The organism is Gimesia maris, assembly GCF_008298035.1.
GTDB classification, from domain to species: domain Bacteria; phylum Planctomycetota; class Planctomycetia; order Planctomycetales; family Planctomycetaceae; genus Gimesia; species Gimesia maris.
Map to the genome: position 1 here is coordinate 7,570,416 of NZ_CP042910.1, position 23,568 is coordinate 7,593,983.

A 23,568-nucleotide genomic window follows, 5' to 3' on the forward strand; every position below is an offset into this window, starting at 1 on the left:
GTCTACCCTTTTAAATCGCGTCAATAATTGTAATTAAGTGACCAGACAGCATTTCAACCGCCTTATCCAATGATTCACCCGGAATGCCGAGAAACGGCCGGGCCGGAATGGATCCGTCTTTTCTTCCGTACTGATGTACGCTGGCATAATAAATACTGGTGCCAAAGGTTGTGGAGTCATCTGTAATTATTTCGATGTGCCCCTGACCATTTGAAACCACGCTACGCATCAGGTCTCCAAAGTCTATCAATGGCCTCGTTCCGGGGTTGTGTCCTGGAGGTCGTGGGTTCTTTAATGGTGCCCACGGTACCCCGTCGGGCGAGTGACTGTTTAAGAATCCCTGTGCCAGATCCCCGGCAAGCTCATCATTCCACTCACTGAGGACCTTCGATGCTTGTGGGGATTCTAATCTGCGGACAATACCAGAGAGAAATCCACCGAGCTCTTTCGCTGTGATGGTTTTAGACATCTTGTAACATCCTTTACCTTAATTAGTTTAAATCCCGGCATGTCTCGAACCTCTTTGTCTGAAAAAGTCTGACGACTGGTACTGATCTGGTCAGCATACATCTTGACTGCATCTGTTTCCTTATCAGTCTTGAACCTTAATCCACCATATATATTAGTAGAAACTTTTAAAAACTCTGCGTCTTTGACTTCGATTTCATGTGTCATGTTCTCGACTCCCAACTGATAAACCACAGGGTCATCCCTGCATGATATTCCCCTGCCTCAAACCAACTCGGATCGACAACCGCGCCAGGGGCGACATAACTGTTAACTACCGATGACACTCCAGACAAACGAGGGGTGCGAAAATTTTTGACAATACTCTCATACCAGTTGAGATACTTCTCTCTATTTAAAGTCTGATTCTGTTGATCTGTGTCAACGATAAACACACCTACCTGGTATTCGATCTGGTCTCTTATATTTGTTCCCTTAGCGGGATTGAGTTTTGGTGCTCCAGGGGCGATCAGAATCGCAGGAAAATCTGAACTCTGGAAGTTCCGTGTTGAAGGTACTTTTTGAATAATGATAGAGTCCTCAACTATGTCGGATAATTCAAGACTTTCAATCTGAGTTTTTACTGTTGTCAGAATGTCTTCCAGAATCGCTGTCATTTTTGCCTCCGGCAAATACATCGCCAATGAGTGCGGAGTCTCAACCGCGATACTGACATGACCGTCCAGACCACACTGCTCGAATCGGTGATCGTATCGCCTGTTTCGATCTCAGCTCCAGCCAGTAAGACGTTGGGAATATTCCAGACAATGCCTTCATGGGCCGAGGTTACCAGCCCCTTAGCTATATCATCCCGAGAGATGTCTCGCATCCAGGCATGAGAAACGGACGTAGTTGTGGTAGTATCGTTATTCACGCCCCGCTTAATGGTCATTGTCACCGCTTCGGTACCGGGCATCTTCAGATAGAGATAGTCCAGCAGTTGAGTCGATACCATCAGATCACCACCTTTTTGTAACGAGCGAGCGAGCCTTTAATAGAATCCAACATTCTGGATTCATCTTCCGCTCCTGAAAGTGTATAGGAGTAATCTTCGATCGATTCAGAAGTTAAACATCCCGCTATTTCTCTCGATTGAAGCATGGATGTCACCAGTTTATTGGCTGCAAACTGAATATCTGCGGGAACAGCAGCCCATCCTGCTGTGTAGACCACTTTTATATTCCCCATCCCTAAGCCGGGAGAACTTGCTAATTGTCCGCTGAGGCGCGAATAAGGTCGGTGCCACACTTTCCCTATGCGATAGAGAATACCGCTTTTACAGACTTCCGTATTGGTGGCATCATCTTTCCGTAACACGAAATCGGTCCCTGCAACTAATGCTGAAGCGGTGGGGAATGCGTCCTCACCTTCTCCATAATAACCATTTCGGTCTTCATGAACTGAGGTGATGGATTGGACGGGAGTTTGGTTCAGCTGTAGTACATGATAGCCAGTACCACTGTAGTACTCCGTATAAACCTTTTCCTCAATCTCGCGATGCAGATAACCTTTGATCATTGAATCGGCCTGAAGAATGAGCAAGTCGATGACATCATCCAGTGATGAATCACTGATACCCAGAAGCGTTTTCAGTATAACTTTTGTAGTAAGCGACATTGGAATTCATAACTCCGAATCATTAATTTACATCACCAATCAGCTCTGACAGATTGTGTTATTGGGATCTCTTTCCGTAACCGTAAACTGTCAGAAGTATTTCTTTAATGATTATGCAATTGATGACTGTTGAATTTCATTGACATAACCCGCCCCCTGGAGAATGTAAAATCCAGCACCCAGTTGCGCATTGGACCCTACGTCTGCCACATTAAATGAAACAAAAGTGAAGCCATTATCTGAATCCAGGTCATTGGACATTACTTCAATAGCGATTAATGCCTGATTCTCTGCTCCATCGATAGAATCCGTATCAAAACTGGCTGCCTCCGATTGCTCCACTAGTGTAAACTGACCGGTGGCATCAATATCGGTAGCACCAACTTTATGTCGAATCCTTCTGAAATTGAGCGGCTTGGATGAACCAGAAGCTGCAGCAGTGTGCTGTTGTGCTGTGATCACCGGATCGTCTCCTGCAGTACCAATCGATGCAAGTAAAACAAAGAGGCAACGATCGTAATTCTGAAGATTGACCCTGTCTCCTGTATTCACATCCGCCGACAAGTCGACAGGCATGAAAGCAGGAATGATATCATGACTTTCTAAAAATTCTTTGTTGAACATTATTTGAGTTCCTTATTGATTCTGATTGCATTAAAAAAGATCTGTAGAGAAAACTTGCTGCTCTCTTCCATTTCAAAATTACGCACGAGTCGCCAGTGTGACAAAACTTGACTGAGTAGCAGTTCCCTTATAGGGAGTTAAAGGTTGAGTCTCCCATGGCTTTCCATCAATCCGCATGATAAATCGCAGCGCCAGTTGATCTGTTAGAAACTCAACATGCATTGATTCTGCCTGCTCGATACATCCTTTACTGATGGTGATGTAGTCATCAAGACTGGCCAGAAGAATATCTCCCTCTGTACCCAGTGTTTCGTTGAACTCAGTGGGAATCACAGGACGTCCCATCAAAGTCGCATATGAAGCTCCAGAAAGCCCGGCTGGAGGCATATAGACCAACTGTCCGCCGGCAGTCGAAACTCCCAGACTCATCTGATGCAGTTGAGGTTCCGTATCCTGATTAATAAACCAGGCGGAATTCATCCGTGAAGATGCTTTCAGACGACTCCACATCTGCAAAATATTTTCTGCTAAAATGGTATTTGCTGCCTGACCAGATTCTTTCGAAACAGTAACTCTCGCGGAAGATTGCATCACTCCCAGGGGTTTCCCGACGCCATTCCCATTGAAAATGGAATCACCTAACATAAATTCCATTTCCTCGGTCACTTTTTTGTTTACATAAGACTCAAGAGCCATTCCATTATCGTTAATCAGCTCCTCTGTCAGATAAACCAAGACCGCTAACTTATTCAGCTTCAGGGTCGTTTCCCCCAGTTTCGGTGATGAACCTGTTAACGGGTCGCCTTCGCCAACCCAATAAGCACGTAGTCCGCCTGAACGAGAGCCGTCCATTCGGCTTGTTTCTGAGTCTGTAGGAAACGTCATATTATTCCCAGCTACTCGATAATGGTCTGTGCGGCTGAAAATATCGTTGGCATAGATTCGTGTCAAAATTTCCTGATGAAACTCCGGTAAAACAGCGATACCACCATCAGCGCCTACGATTTCAGACATTCCCTGAATTGATTTGCACAATCCCCAGGATTTCTTAGTCTTGGCAATCACTTCGCTTCGGTCTTTGAATCCGCAGCGGATAAATTCTCCAAACGATTGAAATTCTGAAAATGGTTTATAGCCACTGGGAAATACTCGTCCCCGCTGCCCTGAGTACGTTTTTTTATATGCCTGATTGTCGGTTTGACTATTTTCCGATTCCCAATACCCTGCCAGTCTTCCTTGATCATCACGATGAATGCCGCTCATATCAGGCACGTTCAACTGATCGACGCTTTTAGTAAGATTTTCAATATTAGATGAGAGAGACTTTACTTTTTCCTCGAGTGTTTCAGACATAAAATGTCCTTTCTGCGAATATGATTCTTTAATCACGTGTTTTACAACGGTTCATAGAACCGACTTCCAATTGATATCCTTTACAACCACTTCAGAATTGAGGTAGCAAATTAGATACTTTCTGCTGTAACTCGCTTACAACGCGCGTAAGCTCTTCGACAGTATTCAACATCCGATTCTCATCGCTGTGCAGATTCTGTTGAAGCCACAGGTTCGTTTGTTTTAATACGTCTGCGATTTGTTGACATTGGTGGTCCGAAAACTCCTGGACCTGTGAAGCTGTTTCAGAATTTATTTTTGATCCGGTGCGTTTCAATCGATAATCAATCTCACTCACCTTCGTAGATTTGACCAATTGAAATAATAGATTTGATTTAGCACACTTATCCCACTCCTCAAAATCTTTACTATGCTGTTTTAGCTGGGAATAGTTATCTTCATAAGTCTCTTCCAATTCTTTCAGTTCACTCTCTAATGTCAGGAGCAGCTTTTCCAGAAAGGACTTAATGGTTTCATTTTCGAGCACTGCTGAAGTTGTTCTTAGATGATTTTTCAATTCGAAGAAACAACTGGAAATCGATTTTAATATCTGAGCACCTAGAGGAATGGAGATTTCCAGGTTGTAATTACTCTCTGTGTTTGAATCTGATACCTGTCGTGATTGATCACTACGATTCGCACATGAACCGGTACCAAGTACTCTGGTATTGTCAAACATTTTGGGCAGGATTGATGGATTGCCTACAGACTCATTTTTTCGAGCTTGTCTTTCGTCATTTTCATACTCTCTCTCTCCTGATTGATCAGTACCCTTGAACGTCCAACCAGAGATTTGATGCCTTTTCTGGGGAAGTACCGTTCGCAGTGATTTTAACAGAGGCTCTACTATTTTGTGTCCTTCAATCGTTCCGCGGTCGAGGGTTCTTGCGATGGCATCTGGATTAACCCCTAATGCGCCCCAGGACCATTCAATCAATTCCCATTGCTCTAATACAATTCCGATTCCAGAATCTGCTGTTTTCCTAGTGGATGTTTTAATTGGCAAAGCACGTACTGAAGTTGCTCTGACTAACCCTTCAGTAATCAGGTGAAATATCTGCAGCGACTCCATTGATTTGGCAGTGAAGTAAGATGTCGCAGAAATTTTTTCATTATCGACTTCGATCGCCAGACGACCATCAGGGTGCTGGCATTTTGCGATGGGACGAGTAATTTCACCTAAACCATGTTCCCAAAGGACTACTGGATTTTTTCGGAAATTCTCAAGCTGGACCCCGGCAGGTTTAATAACATCACCCTCACGGTCCTCTCGAGGTGTGTTGATGACAGCTCGAGCAGACATCAGCCTCTCATCGATCATAGGCTGTGTCTGACAAGCCAACGAGAGTTCTGAAGTTTTACCAGCAATTTTGCAGAAAGAGCCAAAATCCTGCTGCCGATGTTTGAGAATAGACTCTAAAGAATTTGAAGTCTGATTTGTGTTCACTGTTTGCCCCGTTGAGAAACATATAATGTTTGCGACAGGACAGTGTTTTAAGATTCGGCACTCACGGGTCAAGACACGAAAAAAACAATTTTGTTTTTTCGATGCACGAAGCGCTACTCAATATTCAGTAATCAAATTGAGCGTTGGTGCTTCCCGTTTTTTCTTGTGATTTCGTAGAGCCTGATTTCTGCTCTACGGGAATGATGGTGATTGATCTGATCGAGAACAAACCATTCTATGACACAGAAAACTCTGTTAAAATCCGATGCAGACTTTCATCTAGAGATCTAAAGCACGAATAACTGAGTGAATCATTTTTCAATAAAATATATTCACGAACTCATGCTGCATTAGATAGCGATTCGGAATCATCAGGTGATTGATCCTGACTTGAGTTGCCGACTTGACCAGAAGAAATGCGGTTTGCATAGATAATATTAATAAACTCTGGGAAAGAGTTCCACGGACCAGGATTCTGGTTCCATATAACCGCGATTTTCTTAAAAAAAGTCATTTCATATTTTGCAACAACCAGGCTCTGAATCGTTTCGTTTGGATCTAAATCGGCAGGAGTCCATTGTCGTGGACAGAGGTCGTATGCCGGTTCACCGTTCCTGCCATTTGTGGGAATCTCATATAAAATGGCCAGTTCACTGTCATCATTCAATTTTGCAGGAAAACTGCGGCAGGTATGAGGACGTGAATGATAGATACTGCATCGACCTAAACCTTTAGGATGGTCGTCATCAGGCAGACACTCCATGAGAAAACGACACTTCGTAGTTCCCGGAAATGAAACACTTGGAATATGCTTCAGGCAAATGACAAATGGTACATCTGGAGCATCTTCAAAAAAGAAATGGGGGGCTAAATTTCGAGAAATCAGTCCCTCAGAGTCCTCCCATCGACAAGCAAAGTCCCAAAAGTTCTTATTTTGATATTGTGTAAATTGATGAATATCTGCACCAGAGATTGGAACTGCAAAAGAGCGACAACATCCGGAATGGCAGGAATCACAAATACCCATTTGACTTCTTATTCTGACAGAACTCCGTGAGATAATGAGAAATGGTTTGAATCTATCACCCAGGACACGTTTCACATCGGGATCACTCAATCTCGAATCAAACCACACGACCCTGCCTGACTTATCGTCACAACCGGCAAAGTCGCTTGAACCCATTCCAGAATTCAGGAAATACATCTGCCAGGACCGATACATTCCCAGTAATCGTAACTCATTCTATATGAATGACTTGACCGCGTTTGACAGTCTCTTCATACCTTCCTGGATTCCCTGAGAGTTCTGCACACCAAATGTAAGTCGCATGTGATTTTTTTGTATCGCAGGTTGCTCATTACAGCCTAGACCATGGTCATATGCATAGAATAGCTCACCTGGTACATACATAACCTTATCTTCATGGATCGCTTTTTGAAAAAGCGTACTTTTAAACCCTGTTTCAATCGAGTCAGGTAAAGTCATCCAGACATACAGTCCACCTCCTGGATGAATCCAATGAATATTCTTCAGTTTTGAGAAATATGTCTCAGCAGCATCCAGCATACAATCTCGTTTTTCTCGATATACTGACCTCAAATATTCCACGTGGTCATAATATAAATTTTCCCGAAGTGCATTTGCCAGGATATGCTGACTTAAGTTAGTAGAGCCAAAATCATCATTTCCTTTTTTATCTGAAATTGCCTCACAGACCGATTTCGATGCTACTCCAAATCCTACTCTCAATCCAGGAGCAAAGCTCTTTGAGAACGTTTGAGTAAGTATGACAGTTTCACCCGTCTGGTCGAAACTCCTGATACTTGGTAGAACCGGACCATCATAACAAAGTTCTCGATATGCCAGATCTTCTAAAATATGAATGCGATGTTGTTTCGACCATTTCTGAGCAATTTCCACGACCTTCTTTCTTCGATCAATCGAAAGTGATACCCCTGATGGATTCTCATAATCGCTGACCAGATAGATCATTTTCACTCTGTTTAACTGGCTTTGAGCTTCCAGCCTTTCCAGTGTGGTATCCAGAGAATCCATCTTCATCCCGGATTCATCTGTATCAACAGAAATGATTCGTGCTCCTAATCCCTGTAAAACCCCTAAAAAAACGAAATATGTCGGAGCTGCAACCAGGCAAATATCACCTGGATCAAGCAACACTTCGCCTAGCAATGACAAGTATTGCTGTGAACCGGTCGTGACTATGATATTGTCTACAGTCATCCTCAATTCTTCCGCTGACTTCTGTTCCAGATGGGACAAATGAGCCAGGAGCAATTTTCTAAATGATAATGAGCCTGCAGTTGTTCCGTATTGAAGCGCTTCCCTGGCTGAACCGGGATCAGAAAATAGAGACTGAAATGCACTCTGAGTGATCGAGACAGGCAAACTGTTCTGATCGACTAACCCAGCTGCCAGAGAAAGAACTCCCGGATTTTCCACTCCCTGTTGCATCAGATAACTGATCGGTAAATCATGGCTCCAGGTTCTTTTCCTGCTAAACTGAATATCATTTGAGTCAGTCATATTATTGTTCGTCTTGTAGTACTGGAGGATACGAAGTCCGGCTAAAACTCAATAACCGAATGAGCTCATACCTGATTAGCATAATTGAGGAGAAGGTGATTTACTACGAACTTCAATCAATCAGAATTGAAATCAGAAGACCCAATCAGCATACTGGATAAAAAATTCATAATAATGTTTCTTGAAGTCAAATAAATATCGACAGATGCAGCTCCTGATTCTCTATCCACTCAGAAGGAAACAGACTTTTGAAACCACTTTATTTCATATTGCCCCTGTTGGTATTTTGTTTGTTTGAGAGTCCTCTCTCTGCGGCTGAAACGTCCCCGGAACCTCTTACCTTGAATGCGGGACTACATCCCCTCGACTGGGTGATCATAGCCATCTATGCAATCTCAACGATCTTTTTGGGATGGTACTTCAGTCGAGGACAGGAAGATACGTCAGAATATTTTGTTGGTAGCGGGCAGATGAATCCCATATTAATTGGTGTCTCATTATTTGCCACTTTGCTCAGCACAATCACTTATCTCTCAACTCCTGGTGAGATCCTGGGAAAAGGGCCGGTATATCTGATTAAAGATCTCGCGATGCCTTTCATTTTTCTCATCGTAGGTTTTGTAATGATTCCAGTCTATATGAGACAGCGAGTCACCAGTGCCTATGAACTGCTTGAAGAAAAACTGGGGTTGGGAATTCGACTGCTCGGTGCAATTATGTTTGTCAGTTTGCGACTGATCTGGATGTCGTTGCTGGTTTATCTGACAGCGAAAGCGATTACCACCATGCTCAATGTTGGTGAAGAATGGATCCCGTATATCGTTTTGGGGACCGGTCTGGTTGCAATCATTTATACTTCACTGGGTGGATTGCGCGCAGTCGTGATAACGGATTTAATTCAGACGATTCTATTGTTTGGAGGCGCATTACTGGTCATTGCGACAATTACATATCATCTGGGTGGTTTCAGCTGGTTTCCAACTCAATGGGATCAACACTGGGACACTCAGCCGTTTTTCAGCTTCGATCCAGCGACGCGCGTGACATACGTGGGAACGTTTCTTTCGATAATGGTCTGGTATGTCGCGACTGCATGTGGCGACCAGGTTTCTGTACAACGTTTTATGTCTACCAAAGATGCGAGTGCTGCCAGAAAATCTCTGGCAGTTCAGTTAAGCGTTTCTGTTATAGTCTCATTAACCTTAGCAATGGTTGGCTTTGCTTTACTGGGTTACTTCAAAGAATTTCCAAATGAAATTCCCGCAGGAATCGATCTTAAAAAAGATGCTGACAAATTTTTCCCGCACTATATTGCCTATCATCTTCCGGTCGGCATATCTGGATGCGTGGTCTCAGCCATGTTTGCCGCCGCCATGTCCAGTATTGATTCCGGAGTAAACTCTATTACAGCAGTTGTTATGACAGACTTCCTGGATCGGTTTGACAAATCCCCACGGACAGAAAAGGGACACGTTTTCACTGCACGCCTGCTGGCATTTGGAATTGGTACTATCGTAGTTTTATCCAGCTCAGTGATGGGAAGTATCCCGGGAAATATAACAGCAGTCACGAACAAAACAGCGAATCTATTGACGACACCAATCTTTTGCCTGTTTTTCTTTGCATTATTCATCCCCTATTCCAGACCAGCAGGAGTCATCGTTGGTGCGATTCTGGGGACAACCACCGCAGTGTTGATTGCATTCTCCGGTCCAATCTTCATGGGACCGAACGAACCTGACCCCATCAGTTTTCAATGGATTGCTCCAGCAGCTGTCACAGTCAATATTGCCAGCGGGTGTCTGGTCAGTTATCTGATTGCCAGTTTTCAACACAGGAAGAAACTCGCCAGTAATTAACTTGACTCTTTCAGAAAATCTCTCCGGTTTTACCATTATTCTTTGAAAGATTGACTTTTTGAAGGCCGGGAGTTCCTGCGTCAAAATCCTGCTTGTCACCTTCCTCTGTTGGCTGAAATTTTGAATCATTCTGACTGACCAGTTTATCACCTCCCCGTTCTGGTCCCAGAGGAGGCAGCCCCCTGATCGCACGCATTTCATCGACTTTGATTATTTTGGCGCGGATATCTGTTGCCAGACGTTTTTCAAGCAAATCCGGGTCATCAATGTGAGATGCCTCAATTTCAACAGTCAGGTTTTTTCCAAATTGTGGTGCCAGATGCTCGGTATCATCCTCTGCTAACAAGTCCAGGATTGGTTGAACCGTAAGACAGATAAACTGTTTCAGGCTAGCATAAAAAGCAGCATAACTACCTCCGTCCGAGATTCCGGCTGCAATTCCCGGGACACCATGCAGAGCAAGTATTGCATCCCTGAATTGTGTGAAAGAAGAATTGTAATCCATTTCCCTGGGAGTCGCAGTTAGAGAAACGACCTGTTCTCCTGTGGTAAAAATGGCCTTCCCTGTATTTTCTGTTCCTCCATACTTCTGCTCAAACATCGCTGCCGCCGCTTCAAGTTCTTCTCTAGTCGGATTCATATCTTTGCCACAGGTTACGACTATCGAAGGATCTGCCCCATTATTCATTTGAGCCCAGCGAGCAGAATCAATCTGATTGGCCGAGTCCACCCATCTCGCCCCGGCACTTACTGGAGACTGACCATCATCTTTATAAACCGGGTGAGGCCAACGTGATATCTGGAGTTGAGAAATTGGAATCACATTTCCTACAACTTGATAAAACATGCTCGTTTCTGCAAAGGAACTGCTATACGGCTCACTAACATATCTGAGCGAGGGGGCCTGGATTTTATAGCCTCCTTCCGGAAATTCATGGCTGGGAGGTACTGGGGTTGCGATCGCAGTTGGAATAACATATCTCTGAACCGTTTTTCCAAACTGATTCGGTACATTCCAGACAATGCTGGTTCCTGTCAGTTGAAGCTGTAATACTCTTTCGTAGCGAAACGAGGCTCCAGATTGAGTCGGGTTGGGATGTTTTAATATTTTACATATCGGATGTTCGTTAGAGAGAGGTTCTGCCACACCGAACTCCCCGGCATACAAACTTTTGAGTTGGGTATATCGATTTTTATTGTGAACTTTGTCTTTTATTCTTTTCTGTTTGGAACCATTAATTGAATCATCATAAACTAATACTGATGCCTGCATTGCTTGCAGACAGATGGCACGGATCGCCACAAAATTCCATCCAGTATATTGATCGGATTCCCTTCTATGATCACTACTCCAGGCTCCCGGTTGCCCCGCCCCTAGAACTGCACGTAAGGCAACTGCAAACTGATTTGATTTAAAGCGTGCTGTAAGCTGTTTCAAAGGATTCCACATACGAAGTTATCCCCAATTTAAGAACACTGTTGATGGGTTGTATTATGTATTTCAGGCAACAATCAACTGACGACGTCGCTGGCTTCTTAATGCACATAGACAGTAAACGACAGCATCAGCACGATCTGGTGACCTCCCTAGGATTTCATGCAATGTTTTTCCGTTGTAGTTCGCGTCTGAACCTCGTCTTCCTTTGGGAGTGATATAATATTTTTCGCCATCATGGCCAGCATATATTTTTTCGGGTGCCACCAGTTCCGCTTTTAGCCTTTGGTTATCAGGCAGAGCAAAGGGCATCATGCGGAAGTCCCCCGCAGGGTCAAGCCTTCTTGCTGCCTCACCATATAGTTCAGCTCTCTTATTTGCATATTTTTTTGAATCCAGGTTACTGCTGGCATTTCCGTGAATTTCGATAACATTCACATTTCTTTTTTTCAAAGGATCGCCCACCGCATTCCCATACCCCCCGCCCCAGTCAATAGCAATCGGAACAATACCCTGTTCTAAATCGACTCCATGAGAATTCGCAGTCTCCAATACCCAACTCATCGTCTGCTGTGTATCAGAAAACTGGCATTCATGAATCGCTCGAATTCCGTAACGCCCTCCCACCGCTAGGACCGAAGCATCTCCAAACCGGGATGCTGCCACATCCAGCCCAAAACCCTCTACAGGTAATATCTGCTCTAACAGTTTCAAGGCTAATATGTGAAACTGTTCCCGGGCTCTCAGACACAGGCGATTCCATCGAGTCCAGAATTTAACTGGCTCGATCAACCAATCCGGTAAAATTACTTGTTTATCAGGATCCTGATCGGGGAATTTGCCCAGGGCATACACATTTCGTATGAGAGGATCTGCATCATTGAGGAGTGCCATAAATTCGTCGTAACAGGTTTGTCCGGGAATTCGAGGCTGAACTTTTTCGAAATCATCTGCTGCTATGGGACTTCCATGAGGGTAATAATTATCAGATATTTTGATTCCACCAATCGGTGCGACAGGTTGCTCAAGACATTTTTCTTTCACATTCGTGCATTCCCAGCCACTGACCGTTATACAACGTGTATTGCCATACTGATCGATAATTGTCTGTGTTTTATCTGGGTTCACGACAGGAAAAGAATCCCTGAATGTGCCGGACAGGGTCGACGGATTTGATAACGCCAGAAACTTTTTGGCCTGCGTGTTTGCCAGCTTATATTTATCTTCGAGATTGGGTGCGGTTGCTTCATCAAACCAGAAAAATACATGTGGTGAGTGCGCACCACGAAAGCCTTCAATATGCTGTGGGTTCGCCAGTGAAATAGAATGCTGATTGTTATCAAAGACGCCTGAAGTTAAAAGCTTTCCCGGCGGTTTGAACCTCATTTTTCGCCACCATTTATCTACCTCACCAAATGCAATTTTTTGAGCTGTTCTGACTGAATCTCGTGTAATGATGATTTTTGCATCATTCCAGATATGAAAGTAGGTGCAACAGGCGATTCCTGCTGCGGCCCCTTTTCCACAACCTGTATTTCCTTTTACAAATACTCGGCGAATCGTGAGATCAAATAATGATTCGAGAATGTCCCACTGCCAGTCATCAAGTACTGCTTCAGGCCATTGTAACTCGACATAAGGTCGGATCTGTCCAGATCGAGCTTGACGGATAGCGGTTTCAAGCTCTGAACCATCTTGCTGTAGTCCATGGAAACGTTGAGTCTGTTCAAGATCAAGCAGTATTTCCACTGGAGAGAATTCCAGGTCATTCACGTTAGGATTACAAGATCGCAGAGGTAGCTACTCCGTAGGTCATCCTTCATTTTCAGGATTTTATAGAGTCTATTAAAAATTGTTTTCAATGACTTTCGATTCATTCTCAGTTAGTTTCAATTAAATTTGAATTCATATCCTTGCTATTGGCATGGTGAGGTCAAGATAATCTATGAATTATATTTTTCTTCCGTATGAACATTCAGGTCTGATTCACTAGTGTTGAACTGAAAGATTGTTCTTCTGAATAACTCTTGATCAATGCCAATTCCAAAAAATAATTTCTGGAGAGTTTTAATGAAAAACATACTGGCTTATATATTCCTGGGTCTGATTCTGCTCCCCAGAGACGCGAATTGTGCGGATGAAAAAGTTAACATCATTCCTGATGTTGTTTATGGTCACAAATATGGCATGGCACTGACCTTTGATGTTTTCCAACCCCAAAATCCCAATGGAGCGGGTGTATTATTCATGGTAAGTGGCGGCTGGTACTCGCGTTGGACAGAACCTCAAAACATGCAGGGTTGGTTTAACCCACTATTGGAAGAGGGCTTTACCGTCTTCTGTGTCAGGCATGGTAGTAGCCCAAAGTTTAAGATCCCGGAAGTCGTGGAAGACGTGCGTCGCAGTGTCCGATTCATTCGTCGGCACGCAGAGAAATATGGAGTTAATCAGAACCAGCTCGGAGTTTGGGGAGGAAGCGCGGGCGGGCATCTTTCTTTAATACTCGGAACAACTTCTGATCAAGGTGATCCTAATGCAACAGACCCGGTTTTAAAAAACAGTGATCGGGTAGCAGCAGTCGCTGCTTATTATCCGCCGACAGATATACGTGAATTTGTGGACGAAAAATCAACCTATTATCATCGATACCCAGCACTGCAGTTTGAAGCGGATCTGGCGGGTGATTTTTCACCACTGCTTCATGTGACTCCAGACGATGCTCCAACACTGCTCATACATGGAGACCAGGATGAGCTGGTCCCCATCAGCCACAGTAATAATATCATGAAACGGTTCAAGGAACAAAAAGTTCCAGCAGAACTTATCGTGATTAAGGATGCCGCGCACGGCTTTAAGGGTGAAGACCAAAATCGTGCGCGCCAGGCAGTTGTGAATTGGTTTAAGAAGTATTTATTGACCCCTTAAACAATTATGAACAACGGACTTTTTTAAAACTCCGCATTTTTCGGAGTTCTGGGAAACGGTATGCAATCTCTGATATTTGTCATTGAAGTAATCAGTTGAATGAGTCGCTCAAATCCCAACCCAAATCCTGAATGTGGTACGGTTCCATACTTTCTTAGATCTGTGTACCACCAGTAATCTTCCGGATTCAGGCCACCTTCTTTCATTCTGTCTATCAGGATATCATAGCGTTCTTCCCGCTGACTACCGCCGATGATTTCTCCAACTCCCGGTACGAGCACATCCATTGCACACACTGTTTTGCCATCATCGTTGCAACGCATATAAAATGGTTTAATTGTCTTAGGATAATTATATACAATCACAGGCTGCTTAAAGTGTTCTTCCGTCAGGAACCGTTCATGCTCAGACTGCATATCACTGCCCCATTCAATAGGAAAATCAAATTTTTTCCCACTGGACTTTACTATCTCAATCGCTTCTGTATACGAGATGCGAATAAATTCGTTTTCGGTAATATTTCGCAAGGTCTCAAGAGTTGTTTTGTCGATCCTTTGATTGAAGAATACCATATCCTCGGCGCAATTCTCCAGAACATCACTGATAACGTCTCTCACAAAACTCTCTGCTAGCGCCATATTATCCTGTAAATCATAGAAAGGCATTTCGGGCTCAATCATCCAGAATTCGGCGAGATGTCGAGTCGTATTTGAGTTCTCAGCGCGAAAAGTAGGACCAAACGTGTAACAGTCTCCAATGGATGTCGCAAAGATTTCTGCCTCCAATTGTCCAGAGACTGTCAGAGATGCCCGTTTTCCAAAAAAGTCCTGTGAAAAATCGATCTCTGTCTGGACTTGAGCCAGTCGATCTAAATTAAGAGTTGTTACCTGAAACATTTCGCCTGCTCCTTCACAATCACTGGTCGTAATGATTGGAGTCTGGATATAGATAAAACCCCGCGACTGAAAGAAACGATGAATGGCGGTTGCTGCCTCATTTCTGACTCTAGTAATTGCTCCAAAAGTATTTGTGCGTGGACGCAAATGAGCAATTTCTCTCAAAAATTCGAAACTATGACGCTTTTTCTGTAGCGGATACGTTTCGGCATCTGCAGAACCGTATAGATCGAAAGCCTCTGCATGTATTTCAATTCTCTGGTTTTTGCCTGGTGACTCTATCACCTTTCCTGTCACCGAGAGGCTGCTACCCGTGGTGAGATCTTTTATCAATTTTTCATAGTTCGGTACATTTTGATCAAGTACAATCTGTAGATTGGCCATACAACTGCCGTCATTCAATTCAACAAAAGAAAATCCACTTTTGGAATCTCGTCTCGTACGAACCCAGCCACAAACTTTGATTGTTTCTCCCGGTTGAGAAGTATGCAGAGCCGACTTTATTTTTGTTCGAATCATTGAAGAAACGCTTTCCAAGTTTGAATTTAAATCGTTTAACACATTTTTTACCAGAAGTTTAAGCATATTCTACACTCACATTACTCTATGCTTTCCTTTTTAATTTGCATCCTAGATTCTGTAAACTGTAATCCTGAAGAGATCATGACATGAAACTGGGAATTTGGATCATTTGCTTACACTGACTCTGACCCGATTGAAGGAGATGATAAATCTTTTTGAACAAAAGCTGTTCCAGTTTGGATCTTATAAGCAGAGTTGAATATCGGTGATCTCTCAATCGACGAATATTACCTGTCATTCTTGATTGGATTACTTTGAGATTATTTGATCGCAAAATCAGCCAGCAAGCAACAACTAAACACATGGCCACATACCGGTCAAGAAGTTAAGAACCCAATCCCTATGTTGAAATCCGACAAACCAAGAATGCCGAAAATATCGATTGCAAGTCTGGTGGATCTAAACGATGAACTGATTGCTATGATTCGAGCAGGGATACCACTTGACCAGGGTCTGCGAAATGCAGCCGCTCATTTAAACAGAGATTCAAAACAATTCATAGAACAACTGGCTCTTAAAATAGAAGAGGGTTCTTCGCTTGAAGAAGCCATCCAATTGGGTGCCGATAAACTTCCCCCTTCTTATATATCTCTTCTGAAATCAGCCATACGAATGGGAAAACTGCCGGAAGCTCTTTCAGCCTATACCTCATTTGCCAGATCGAGGATGGAACTACGTCAGGAAATTGGAATGGCCTTACTATATCCAGGCATAGTTCTGGTCATGGCTTTTTTTCTTTCGCTATTTGCCTGCTTCATCATTTTCCCGAAACTGCTTGTAATACATCAGATGTTCGATCTGCAAAATACTCCGTTAATGGAGTTGGTATCTAAATTCTTTAGCTTCTACCAAAGCTGGTTTCTAATTGTACCCTTACTATTGTTAATCTTAATTATCAGTTGGAAAGCAAGTCGCTTCACTTTCCTTGGTACTAGAGAACAAAATACATCATTATCAAGGAGTGTCTTTTCGATTATTGCATACGGTTGGATTCCCGGGTATCAGAAATTGATTCTGGAAATGAATTATTCAACTTTTACAAAAATGGTCAGCATCCTGCTTTCATATCATGTTCCTTTACATGAATCTCTGGTACTAGCCGCTGAATCTACCGGAAATTCAAAACTGATTACAGAATCAAAATTACTTTCTGCAAAATTGAAACATGGATCTTCACTACCAGATGTAGTACGAAACAGCGACTTTTATCCATCCTTTATAAAAAAAATGCTGATAAAGAATGTTCATCAAAATCATCTTGTCAGAATTTTTTCTGAGATGTCACGTGTTTATAAAACACGAGTATCAAATCGCATAGATTGGGCGAAGCGAATTATTCCAGTCTCTTTACTCGTTTTAATTGCAGGTGGTATTACAGCCTGTTACGCCATTATTGTATTTCTGCCTTTCATTGAATTATTAAAAATGCTGGGGAGTCCCTCACTATAATGAATCGTTACTCATATACCTGCCTGGACAAAGAGGGACAGAAACTGCAAGGAGTGATCGATGCAGAGAATGATGAGTCTGCACGAATCAAACTGATGGAGCAAGGCTTAAAAATCCTGAGAGTTGATCTATTATCATCGGAGAACGATATCGATACCAGGGACTCAGAGCATTGGGAAATTGAAGAATTTGCAGAAGAACAACTTTCTGACTTTGGCAAGGCTGCCTGGAGTGAGGAATCAGAGTTTGTCAGCACTTTACCTAAAGTTTCTCAACCAGAAATTGATGGTATCCCACTCTCTGCCTGCCTGCTGACACTGGCTGAGGAGACGAATTCCCGGCAGTTATCTCGCATCTTCCAAAATATTGCCAATGACCTGGAGCAAGGCGTCATACCTGAACACAGTTTTGACAGACATTTGAAATCGATACCACACCATCTGGAATCACTGATCCTTGCGGGAGCACAGACGAAACACCTGGAATCGATCATCGAAGATTATATCGAATGCCAAAGGTACCTCAAACAATCCCGACATAAAATCCTCATCTCTCTATTTTATTCTGGAGTTTTAATTGCTGTTTCTTTTCTCCTGTTCTATTTTTTGATGGTTAAAGTGGTTGCAAACTTTAAATCAATATTTGAAGGCTTTGGAACCGAATTACCCAGTCTGACTGTTCTGGCTTTCCACATCTCAGATGTATTTTCAGAGTATGGCCTGCAGATGCTGGGTTGGTTTCTGCTGATTTCGATAGGAATCTGGTTCAGTTTTGACTTATTCAGATTACAGTCAACACGCAGAAGGGTGATAAATAAGATCCCAGTTTTCGGCGGAATACTCTGCAACACTTCAAATGCTCAATTCTGCCGCATGCTGGCAACAATGACAGAGGCAAGAATAAATCTTCCCGATGCGATCGAACTATCCGCAAAAACAACAAAAGACCCAAATCTGATTGCAGGTTGTCAGTTATTAAAAAGTAGAGCGAAAGAGGGCTTGAGTCTCTCACAGGCATCCTCGGGAATTTCTCAGTTTTCAAAAGGCTTTGTCCATATTTTTCGATGGCAGGATCGCCCGGACATATTCATCGATTCATTACGTGCCAGCAGTAATATATTCCAGGCCAAAGCAAATATGAAAACCAGCTCACTGGTTTTCATGCTTCAGCCAATCGTATTAGCTGGGATATTAATTATTGTCTCGTTCCCGATTGGAGCAATTTACTTACCGCTCATCAAGTTGCTCAATGATCTCTCATAACGACATCATTACTAGAAAGAGTCATCGTCAGTGGAATCACTCGGACTTATATTCTGCCTGGCATTTTTTGCCTATTTTCCGATTGCCGGAATTTCCTCGATTCTGCTGGCTCGGAGAATAATAGACTTTGGCCACCAGGGAGTTAACCCTTTCGTCAGAGTCTGCTGGATACTCTTCCTGCTTTTCATGATGTTCTGTGGGATTGTATTAATTGGCCTTAGTATTCTGGTGGTAGTTTTCAATCAGCAGTCTCATCTGGGTGCATTACTTCTGATCATACCCAGTCTGATTCTTTACTCTTTTACCATCTATCAAGAATCTCGCTGTTATCAGGTAGCTTTCGCTCTTAATCAGGGTGATGAATATGAATTGCCTGAGACTCTGCAGATTAAAATTCAATCTATTCGTATTTTCGGATGGATTTTACTGGGGCTCCCATTACTGGTCTTCTTGCCAATCTTTATCTCATTTTTACCTTTACTACTGGCATTCATCATCCTCAGTTGTCTCATCAATATTATTTCATTATCCAAACGGGCTAATGAATCTGAATTACTCTGGCTGTTAACCGTCTGTGTAGAAAAAAACATTCCACTGGGCCCTGAAATTGATACCTATGCAGAAACACAACCACGAAAATATCGAGCCAGACTTGAATTACTGAGCAGTCGACTCTACTCAGGTGTTTCACTTTCAACAGCACTGTCTGAAACTCCAGGCCTTGTTCCTCAATCTACAGTCGTATCAATTCGCATTGGAGAAGTAAGTAATACACTGGGCTTAGCGCTCCGAGATGCTGCCGTACAGACATCGAAATCTTTAAAGAATGAGTCGGGAGAGACAAGCGCTACCTATCTCGCCGTTTATGTAACAGTAGTCGGAACGATCCTGTTTACAATCGCGGGGTTTATCATGTATTGGATCATACCCAAATTCAAAAAGATTTTTATGGATTTCGATGCAAATCTTCCAACCATGACTCTAACTGTGATAAACCTTAGTGATTTTATCATTGCTAATTTTTTCCTGTTCTTACCGATTTTTTCTATTCCATTCACGCTATTAATTCTGATCCACATGGGGAATTATTTCGGCTGGTCTAATTTACGGATCCCACTCTTCACAACCTGGTTCCCACGACTCAATACACCTGATTGCCTGAGACAGATTGCCCAGTCTATTTCCGCACAACAACAGCCCCAGATCGCGTTGAGTTCCGCTTCCCAATATCACCTGTGGGCAGATGTCAGAATTCGTTCTGAATCAGTCAAAAACAGAGTCAATCAGGGTGAAAACCTTTGGGCGTCTCTGCAGCATGCTAAAATCATTTCCCGTTCCGAGGCGGCCCTCTGTGTTACTGCTGAGCGCGTGGGTAACCTGCCTGAAGTGTTGAGAGCACTGGCTCTCTCAATAGAGCAACGCAGGAACAGAAAACTGAGAGTGCTCGCAGATCTCTTAAAACCAGTTATCGTCTGCACCCTGGGATTAGTCGTGGGCCTGTTTGTGATTGCATTGTTTATCCCCATCGTCCAATTAATTTTTGACTTCAGTTGAAATTCTGTCTCTATGAGATTCCATCATCATCATATTACGAAGCGGAGTAAGCGGTCGGGCTTTACCGTCTTTGAAGCTTTCATCTCACTGATTCTGGTCAGCGCTGCTGTTTCCATCGCAGTTCCCACTTTACGTGTTGTTAATCTTCAGAGAAAGTCGATAAATGAGCGAGTTCTGGCAACTAATACATTGGCTAATCTGGCAGAACGATTGTCTGTCACAGAAACATGGAACAGCCTTACGCCACAAAAACTGGATACCTATAGAAATCAGGTGACGAAAGAACTTTCACTAAAAAATTCAAAACTGACCATTGATTTAATAGAAAGTCCAAAATCAGCTGCACTAAAACAAGTACAAATACGGCTATCATGGCAAAACCCATACGGTGAATTCGCGGACCCTGTCTTACTTTCACTCTGGTTTTATCAGATGGAGAGTACCAAATGAAAAAGCTGCAGAGTAAACAGCATAATATTTATCTGAAAGCAACAACTTATCATGGTGTTTCTCTAATCGAAATGCTGGTAATGATTTCGTTGATCTCAGTCATTTTTACTGTTGGAGTAACACTGCTGGCGTTTCTGATGCGTGTCGAATTGCAAGGGACTGCCAGAATCCGGAGTTCAATGAACCTGCAGAGATTATCGAAGAATTTTCGTGAGGACGTAGCAGCAGCCAGAAAGGCTTCAATATTATCAAAAGAGAATCCCAAGCTACAAAAATTGAAGCTGGATCTGAAAGACGATATTTTTATCGTTTACTCTGCTGGTGAAAATGATAATGGAAAATTCATTGTCCGTGAAAAAAATAATTCTACTCAGTTAATCTCACGAAATGAATATCTGATCTCAGAATCGCAGTTTCAATTTAGCATTGAAAATATTAACCAGCGCCAAATTGCTTCTCTGCGGTTGAAGTTTCCACCTGATGGATCTCATGAAAATAATACGATCAAAGTGCCTTTCAGAAAGCTCGACTTTGATGCAGCGATTAACCAGAAATACGCTTACGTTATAAAGGCCAAGGAATAAACTCGAGGTGAGATATGAAATCAATTGATCATAACTCTTTGCTTCCCCAGAATGACAAGCGCAGGAATCACTTTCGAAAGGGCGCAGTTGTCATCATACCCCTGGTGTGCCTGATTCTCACATTGGCGATCATCGGAGAATTATTAAAACAGACTTCGATAGAGCTCAATCAATTAAAAAAATCACAGCACAATTTACAGGCGATCTGGCTATCCGAGGCTGCGGTACAGCGCACAGTAAACAGACTTACGGAAGATTTGACATATTCCGGTGAAACCTGGCAGATATCATCCCAGGAAATAGGTGGCCCTTATCCAGGGGAGGTAGTCATTGAGATAGACAGAGATTTAATACAGAATCAAAGCATGATCCTGATTCGTACGAAAGCAAGCTATCCGGCCAAGGCAATCGAACGGGTTCGTGTGATTCGTGAATGGCCTGTTCAGCTTTCAAATACAGCAATTGAGAATAATTCTCCTTCTCAATAAGACAAACCGATCTGAAGGAACCATTATGAAACATTTTTCACCTGCTGAAGTAGACTGTGATCAGAAAAATTGTTGGGGATTTACACTGATCGAATTACTGGTGGTAATCGCAATTATTGCCATTTTAATTGCCCTCCTGCTACCAGCCGTTCAACAGGCGCGGGAAGCAGCCCGTAGATCATCCTGTAAGAACAATCTATTACAGCTTAATGTCGCATTGCATAATTATGAAATGGCTCACAATGTTCTTCCCCCAGGTTCCATAGATTCCGCAGGCCCGATCATCAATCAACCGAAGGGTTATGATGTCAGTTGGATTTTGCAGATTTTACCTTATCTTGATGAACGAACTGCCTTTAATAAATTCAACTTTAACAAAAGTGTTTATGATCCTGCTAACAAAGAAGTCGCCAATTATCGTATTGCAGTTTTGCATTGCCCGTCAAATCCAAATCAGGGTCACTGTTATGCAGGAGTACAAAATGATATCGAATCACCGATCGACGTAGATAATAATGGAGTTCTTTTTCTAAACAGTAGTGTCAGTTTTGACGAGATCCTGGATGGTTGTTCCAAAACTTTGTTCGTTGGCGAATTTATAGAAGGGAATCAATTGGGATGGGTTTCAGGAACCCGTTCTACCCTGCGCAATGCCGGTACCTTTATTAATTCAGACGATGGAAAAATATTTACCGGTCAGGCAGCGTATGAAGAACGCTTTCAATCAGAGGAGGAAAGTACAATTTCTGGCAACACGACTCCCGATTCAAATAAATCTTTTGTAGGTGGTTTTTCGAGTTATCACACAGGAGGTGGCCATTTTGGTATCGGCGATGGCTCAGTTCGCTTTTTGAGCCAAAATATAAATCAGTCAGTCTATGAAGCCCTGGCTAATCGACACGATGGGCAACTCATTTCAGATTTTTAAAGCTTTACAGAGTTACCCGTATTTCATTACTTGTGATAACAGTTGTCGAACCATGAAAATATCCCGCGATAATCCGGTACGTCAATTCGGTTTCGTCCTGATCGAATTGCTCACGGTCATTCTGGTCATTGCGATTCTGATTACACTTTTATTGCCGGCAGTACAGCAGGCCCGAGAAGCAGCGCGGGCTACGACCTGTAAAAATAATCTGCAGCAAATTGGTCTGGCGCTGCAAAATTACCAGATGTCACATCAAGTTCTGCCATCTGGATCAGTTAACACAACAGGCCCGATTCTGAATCGGCCTGTTGGATATCATGTAGGCTGGTTGATTCAGATATTGCCACAACTGGAAGAAAAATCAGCCTTCATTGGTTATGATTTTCAATATGGAGTTTATGATCTCGCAAATCGCAAAATCGTCAACCACGTTATACCCGGGTTTTATTGTCCGTCCAATCCCAATGATACCTGGAACTATGTTGGCTGTCATAATAACTCAGAGTCACCTATCGATACCAATAATAATGGCGTCCTGTTTTTAAACAGCAGTATACGAGAAAAAGATTTAAAAGATGGTCGCTCGCACACAATCTTTATCGGAGAAGCCAGCGATGCAGGTTTATTGAGTTGGACCTCTGGGACTTCTTCTACACTCAGAAACATGGGTAGCAAAATTAATTCCACTATGTCTACACCAAGTAGTTTTGGTGCGCGATCTCACTATGGAGGAAGAGGTCGTTATTCATTCGAAGAGAATTCCGATGTAGATGGAATGGGTGAATATGAAATACGATCCTTACCTGAATTCTCGAATAAATCATCTAATGAAAATAAGGGGTTGAGTCCGGAAGAGCGCTTATTCCTACTCAAAGTTGGTGGATTTTCAAGCTCTCATTCTGAAGGAGCCCACTTTTGTCTTGGAGATGGGTCTGTTAGGTATATCAGCCAGTTGACTGACGATGCGATTCTCAAAAACCTTGCCAACCGGCACGACTCTAATCTGATCGGGGACTATTAGAAT

The 23,568-nt window shown here is 42.9% G+C and carries 22 protein-coding genes; 10 read left to right on the forward strand and 12 right to left on the reverse strand.

Annotated features, from left to right (window positions below; translation table 11 throughout):
- Positions 1 to 10 precede the first annotated feature (10 nt).
- The 9 genes from GmarT_RS28255 to GmarT_RS28295 form a co-directional block, all read right to left on the reverse strand.
- Entirely contained in the window at positions 11 to 469 is a 459-nt protein-coding gene (locus tag GmarT_RS28255; RefSeq protein ID WP_081459431.1) for a phage virion morphogenesis family protein, read from the reverse strand.
- A gap of 202 nt (positions 470 to 671) precedes the next feature.
- Complete coding sequence (locus GmarT_RS28260; protein WP_002645338.1) at positions 672 to 1,124, reverse strand: hypothetical protein; 453 nt, start codon at positions 1,122 to 1,124, stop codon at positions 672 to 674.
- Entirely contained in the window at positions 1,121 to 1,462 is a 342-nt protein-coding gene (locus GmarT_RS28265; RefSeq protein ID WP_002645337.1) for a hypothetical protein, read from the reverse strand. Before GmarT_RS28265 ends, GmarT_RS28260 begins: the two co-directional genes overlap by 4 nt.
- Entirely contained in the window at positions 1,462 to 2,124 is a 663-nt protein-coding gene (locus GmarT_RS28270) for a phage head-tail connector protein (protein WP_002645336.1), read from the reverse strand. Before GmarT_RS28270 ends, GmarT_RS28265 begins: the two co-directional genes overlap by 1 nt.
- A 111-nt stretch (positions 2,125 to 2,235) precedes the next feature.
- Positions 2,236 to 2,748: a hypothetical protein gene (locus GmarT_RS28275; protein ID WP_002645335.1), complete on the reverse strand. Its 513-nt coding sequence runs from the start codon at positions 2,746 to 2,748 to the stop codon at positions 2,236 to 2,238.
- 78 nt (positions 2,749 to 2,826) lie between these two features.
- The gene (locus GmarT_RS28280) at positions 2,827 to 4,101 is read right to left on the reverse strand and encodes a phage major capsid protein (protein WP_002645334.1); all 1,275 of its coding nucleotides are present in this window, start codon (positions 4,099 to 4,101) and stop codon (positions 2,827 to 2,829) included.
- Between the two features lie 91 nt (positions 4,102 to 4,192).
- A complete protein-coding gene (locus GmarT_RS28285) occupies positions 4,193 to 5,587 on the reverse strand; it encodes a hypothetical protein (protein WP_149303524.1) in 1,395 nt (464 codons plus the stop codon).
- A 340-nt stretch (positions 5,588 to 5,927) separates the two neighbouring features.
- A complete protein-coding gene (locus GmarT_RS28290) occupies positions 5,928 to 6,770 on the reverse strand; it encodes a YkgJ family cysteine cluster protein (RefSeq protein WP_157158925.1) in 843 nt (280 codons plus the stop codon).
- 60 nt (positions 6,771 to 6,830) lie between these two features.
- Positions 6,831 to 8,132, reverse strand: coding sequence for an aminotransferase-like domain-containing protein (locus GmarT_RS28295; protein ID WP_002645331.1), 1,302 nt, complete (start codon positions 8,130 to 8,132; stop codon positions 6,831 to 6,833).
- A gap of 341 nt (positions 8,133 to 8,473) precedes the next feature.
- Between GmarT_RS28295 and GmarT_RS28300 the strand changes: the two genes are divergently transcribed.
- Complete coding sequence (locus GmarT_RS28300) at positions 8,474 to 9,991, forward strand: sodium:solute symporter family transporter (protein ID WP_044237013.1); 1,518 nt, start codon at positions 8,474 to 8,476, stop codon at positions 9,989 to 9,991.
- A 10-nt stretch (positions 9,992 to 10,001) separates the two neighbouring features.
- Here GmarT_RS28300 and GmarT_RS28305 read toward each other — a convergent pair whose 3' ends face one another.
- Positions 10,002 to 11,441: a phage portal protein gene (locus GmarT_RS28305; RefSeq protein ID WP_081459429.1), complete on the reverse strand. Its 1,440-nt coding sequence runs from the start codon at positions 11,439 to 11,441 to the stop codon at positions 10,002 to 10,004.
- Between the two features lie 51 nt (positions 11,442 to 11,492).
- A complete protein-coding gene (locus tag GmarT_RS28310) occupies positions 11,493 to 13,175 on the reverse strand; it encodes a hypothetical protein (protein WP_044237012.1) in 1,683 nt (560 codons plus the stop codon).
- 321 nt (positions 13,176 to 13,496) lie between these two features.
- On the opposite strand from GmarT_RS28310, the gene GmarT_RS28315 reads away from it, so the two are divergent.
- A complete protein-coding gene (locus tag GmarT_RS28315; protein WP_002645327.1) occupies positions 13,497 to 14,351 on the forward strand; it encodes an alpha/beta hydrolase family protein in 855 nt (284 codons plus the stop codon).
- A gap of 23 nt (positions 14,352 to 14,374) precedes the next feature.
- Here GmarT_RS28315 and asnS read toward each other — a convergent pair whose 3' ends face one another.
- Entirely contained in the window at positions 14,375 to 15,766 is a 1,392-nt protein-coding gene (gene asnS, locus GmarT_RS28320; protein WP_002645326.1) for an asparagine--tRNA ligase, read from the reverse strand.
- A 405-nt stretch (positions 15,767 to 16,171) separates the two neighbouring features.
- Between asnS and GmarT_RS28325 the strand changes: the two genes are divergently transcribed.
- From GmarT_RS28325 to GmarT_RS28360, 8 genes are all read left to right on the forward strand, one after another.
- Positions 16,172 to 17,278, forward strand: a complete 1,107-nt coding sequence (locus GmarT_RS28325; protein WP_002645325.1) for a type II secretion system F family protein — start codon at positions 16,172 to 16,174, stop codon at positions 17,276 to 17,278.
- On the forward strand, positions 17,278 to 18,540 hold the full coding sequence (locus tag GmarT_RS28330; RefSeq protein WP_002645324.1) for a type II secretion system F family protein: 1,263 nt from the start codon (positions 17,278 to 17,280) through the stop codon (positions 18,538 to 18,540). The genes GmarT_RS28325 and GmarT_RS28330 overlap by 1 nt, the downstream gene beginning before the upstream one ends.
- Positions 18,541 to 18,909: 369 nt before the next feature.
- Positions 18,910 to 20,094, forward strand: a complete 1,185-nt coding sequence (locus tag GmarT_RS28335; protein WP_187782326.1) for a type II secretion system F family protein — start codon at positions 18,910 to 18,912, stop codon at positions 20,092 to 20,094.
- Between the two features lie 12 nt (positions 20,095 to 20,106).
- Positions 20,107 to 20,544 carry a hypothetical protein gene (locus tag GmarT_RS28340; RefSeq protein ID WP_002645322.1) on the forward strand — a complete coding sequence of 146 codons (438 nt, stop codon included), beginning with the start codon at positions 20,107 to 20,109 and terminating at the stop codon, positions 20,542 to 20,544.
- Positions 20,541 to 21,128: a pilus assembly FimT family protein gene (locus GmarT_RS28345; protein WP_002645321.1), complete on the forward strand. Its 588-nt coding sequence runs from the start codon at positions 20,541 to 20,543 to the stop codon at positions 21,126 to 21,128. The genes GmarT_RS28340 and GmarT_RS28345 overlap by 4 nt, the downstream gene beginning before the upstream one ends.
- Before the next feature lie 14 nt (positions 21,129 to 21,142).
- A complete protein-coding gene (locus GmarT_RS28350) occupies positions 21,143 to 21,616 on the forward strand; it encodes a hypothetical protein (RefSeq protein ID WP_002645320.1) in 474 nt (157 codons plus the stop codon).
- 25 nt (positions 21,617 to 21,641) lie between these two features.
- Positions 21,642 to 22,544: a DUF1559 domain-containing protein gene (locus GmarT_RS28355; protein WP_002645319.1), complete on the forward strand. Its 903-nt coding sequence runs from the start codon at positions 21,642 to 21,644 to the stop codon at positions 22,542 to 22,544.
- A gap of 52 nt (positions 22,545 to 22,596) precedes the next feature.
- Positions 22,597 to 23,565: a DUF1559 family PulG-like putative transporter gene (locus GmarT_RS28360; protein ID WP_002645318.1), complete on the forward strand. Its 969-nt coding sequence runs from the start codon at positions 22,597 to 22,599 to the stop codon at positions 23,563 to 23,565.
- Positions 23,566 to 23,568: the final 3 nt, after the last annotated feature.

Coding starts and splice junctions, on each gene's coding strand:
- GmarT_RS28255 (WP_081459431.1), bottom strand. CDS start 469: ATGTCTAAAACCATCACAGCGAAAGAGCTCGGTGGATTTCTCTCTGGT.
- GmarT_RS28260 (WP_002645338.1), bottom strand. CDS start 1,124: ATGACAGCGATTCTGGAAGACATTCTGACAACAGTAAAAACTCAGATT.
- GmarT_RS28265 (WP_002645337.1), bottom strand. CDS start 1,462: ATGGTATCGACTCAACTGCTGGACTATCTCTATCTGAAGATGCCCGGT.
- GmarT_RS28270 (WP_002645336.1), bottom strand. CDS start 2,124: ATGTCGCTTACTACAAAAGTTATACTGAAAACGCTTCTGGGTATCAGT.
- GmarT_RS28275 (WP_002645335.1), bottom strand. CDS start 2,748: ATGTTCAACAAAGAATTTTTAGAAAGTCATGATATCATTCCTGCTTTC.
- GmarT_RS28280 (WP_002645334.1), bottom strand. CDS start 4,101: ATGTCTGAAACACTCGAGGAAAAAGTAAAGTCTCTCTCATCTAATATT.
- GmarT_RS28290 (WP_157158925.1), bottom strand. CDS start 6,770: ATGGGTTCAAGCGACTTTGCCGGTTGTGACGATAAGTCAGGCAGGGTC.
- GmarT_RS28295 (WP_002645331.1), bottom strand. CDS start 8,132: ATGACTGACTCAAATGATATTCAGTTTAGCAGGAAAAGAACCTGGAGC.
- GmarT_RS28305 (WP_081459429.1), bottom strand. CDS start 11,441: ATGTGGAATCCTTTGAAACAGCTTACAGCACGCTTTAAATCAAATCAG.
- GmarT_RS28315 (WP_002645327.1), top strand. CDS start 13,497: ATGAAAAACATACTGGCTTATATATTCCTGGGTCTGATTCTGCTCCCC.
- asnS (WP_002645326.1), bottom strand. CDS start 15,766: ATGATTCGAACAAAAATAAAGTCGGCTCTGCATACTTCTCAACCGGGA.
- GmarT_RS28325 (WP_002645325.1), top strand. CDS start 16,172: ATGTTGAAATCCGACAAACCAAGAATGCCGAAAATATCGATTGCAAGT.
- GmarT_RS28330 (WP_002645324.1), top strand. CDS start 17,278: ATGAATCGTTACTCATATACCTGCCTGGACAAAGAGGGACAGAAACTG.
- GmarT_RS28340 (WP_002645322.1), top strand. CDS start 20,107: ATGAGATTCCATCATCATCATATTACGAAGCGGAGTAAGCGGTCGGGC.
- GmarT_RS28345 (WP_002645321.1), top strand. CDS start 20,541: ATGAAAAAGCTGCAGAGTAAACAGCATAATATTTATCTGAAAGCAACA.
- GmarT_RS28350 (WP_002645320.1), top strand. CDS start 21,143: ATGAAATCAATTGATCATAACTCTTTGCTTCCCCAGAATGACAAGCGC.
- GmarT_RS28355 (WP_002645319.1), top strand. CDS start 21,642: ATGAAACATTTTTCACCTGCTGAAGTAGACTGTGATCAGAAAAATTGT.
- GmarT_RS28360 (WP_002645318.1), top strand. CDS start 22,597: ATGAAAATATCCCGCGATAATCCGGTACGTCAATTCGGTTTCGTCCTG.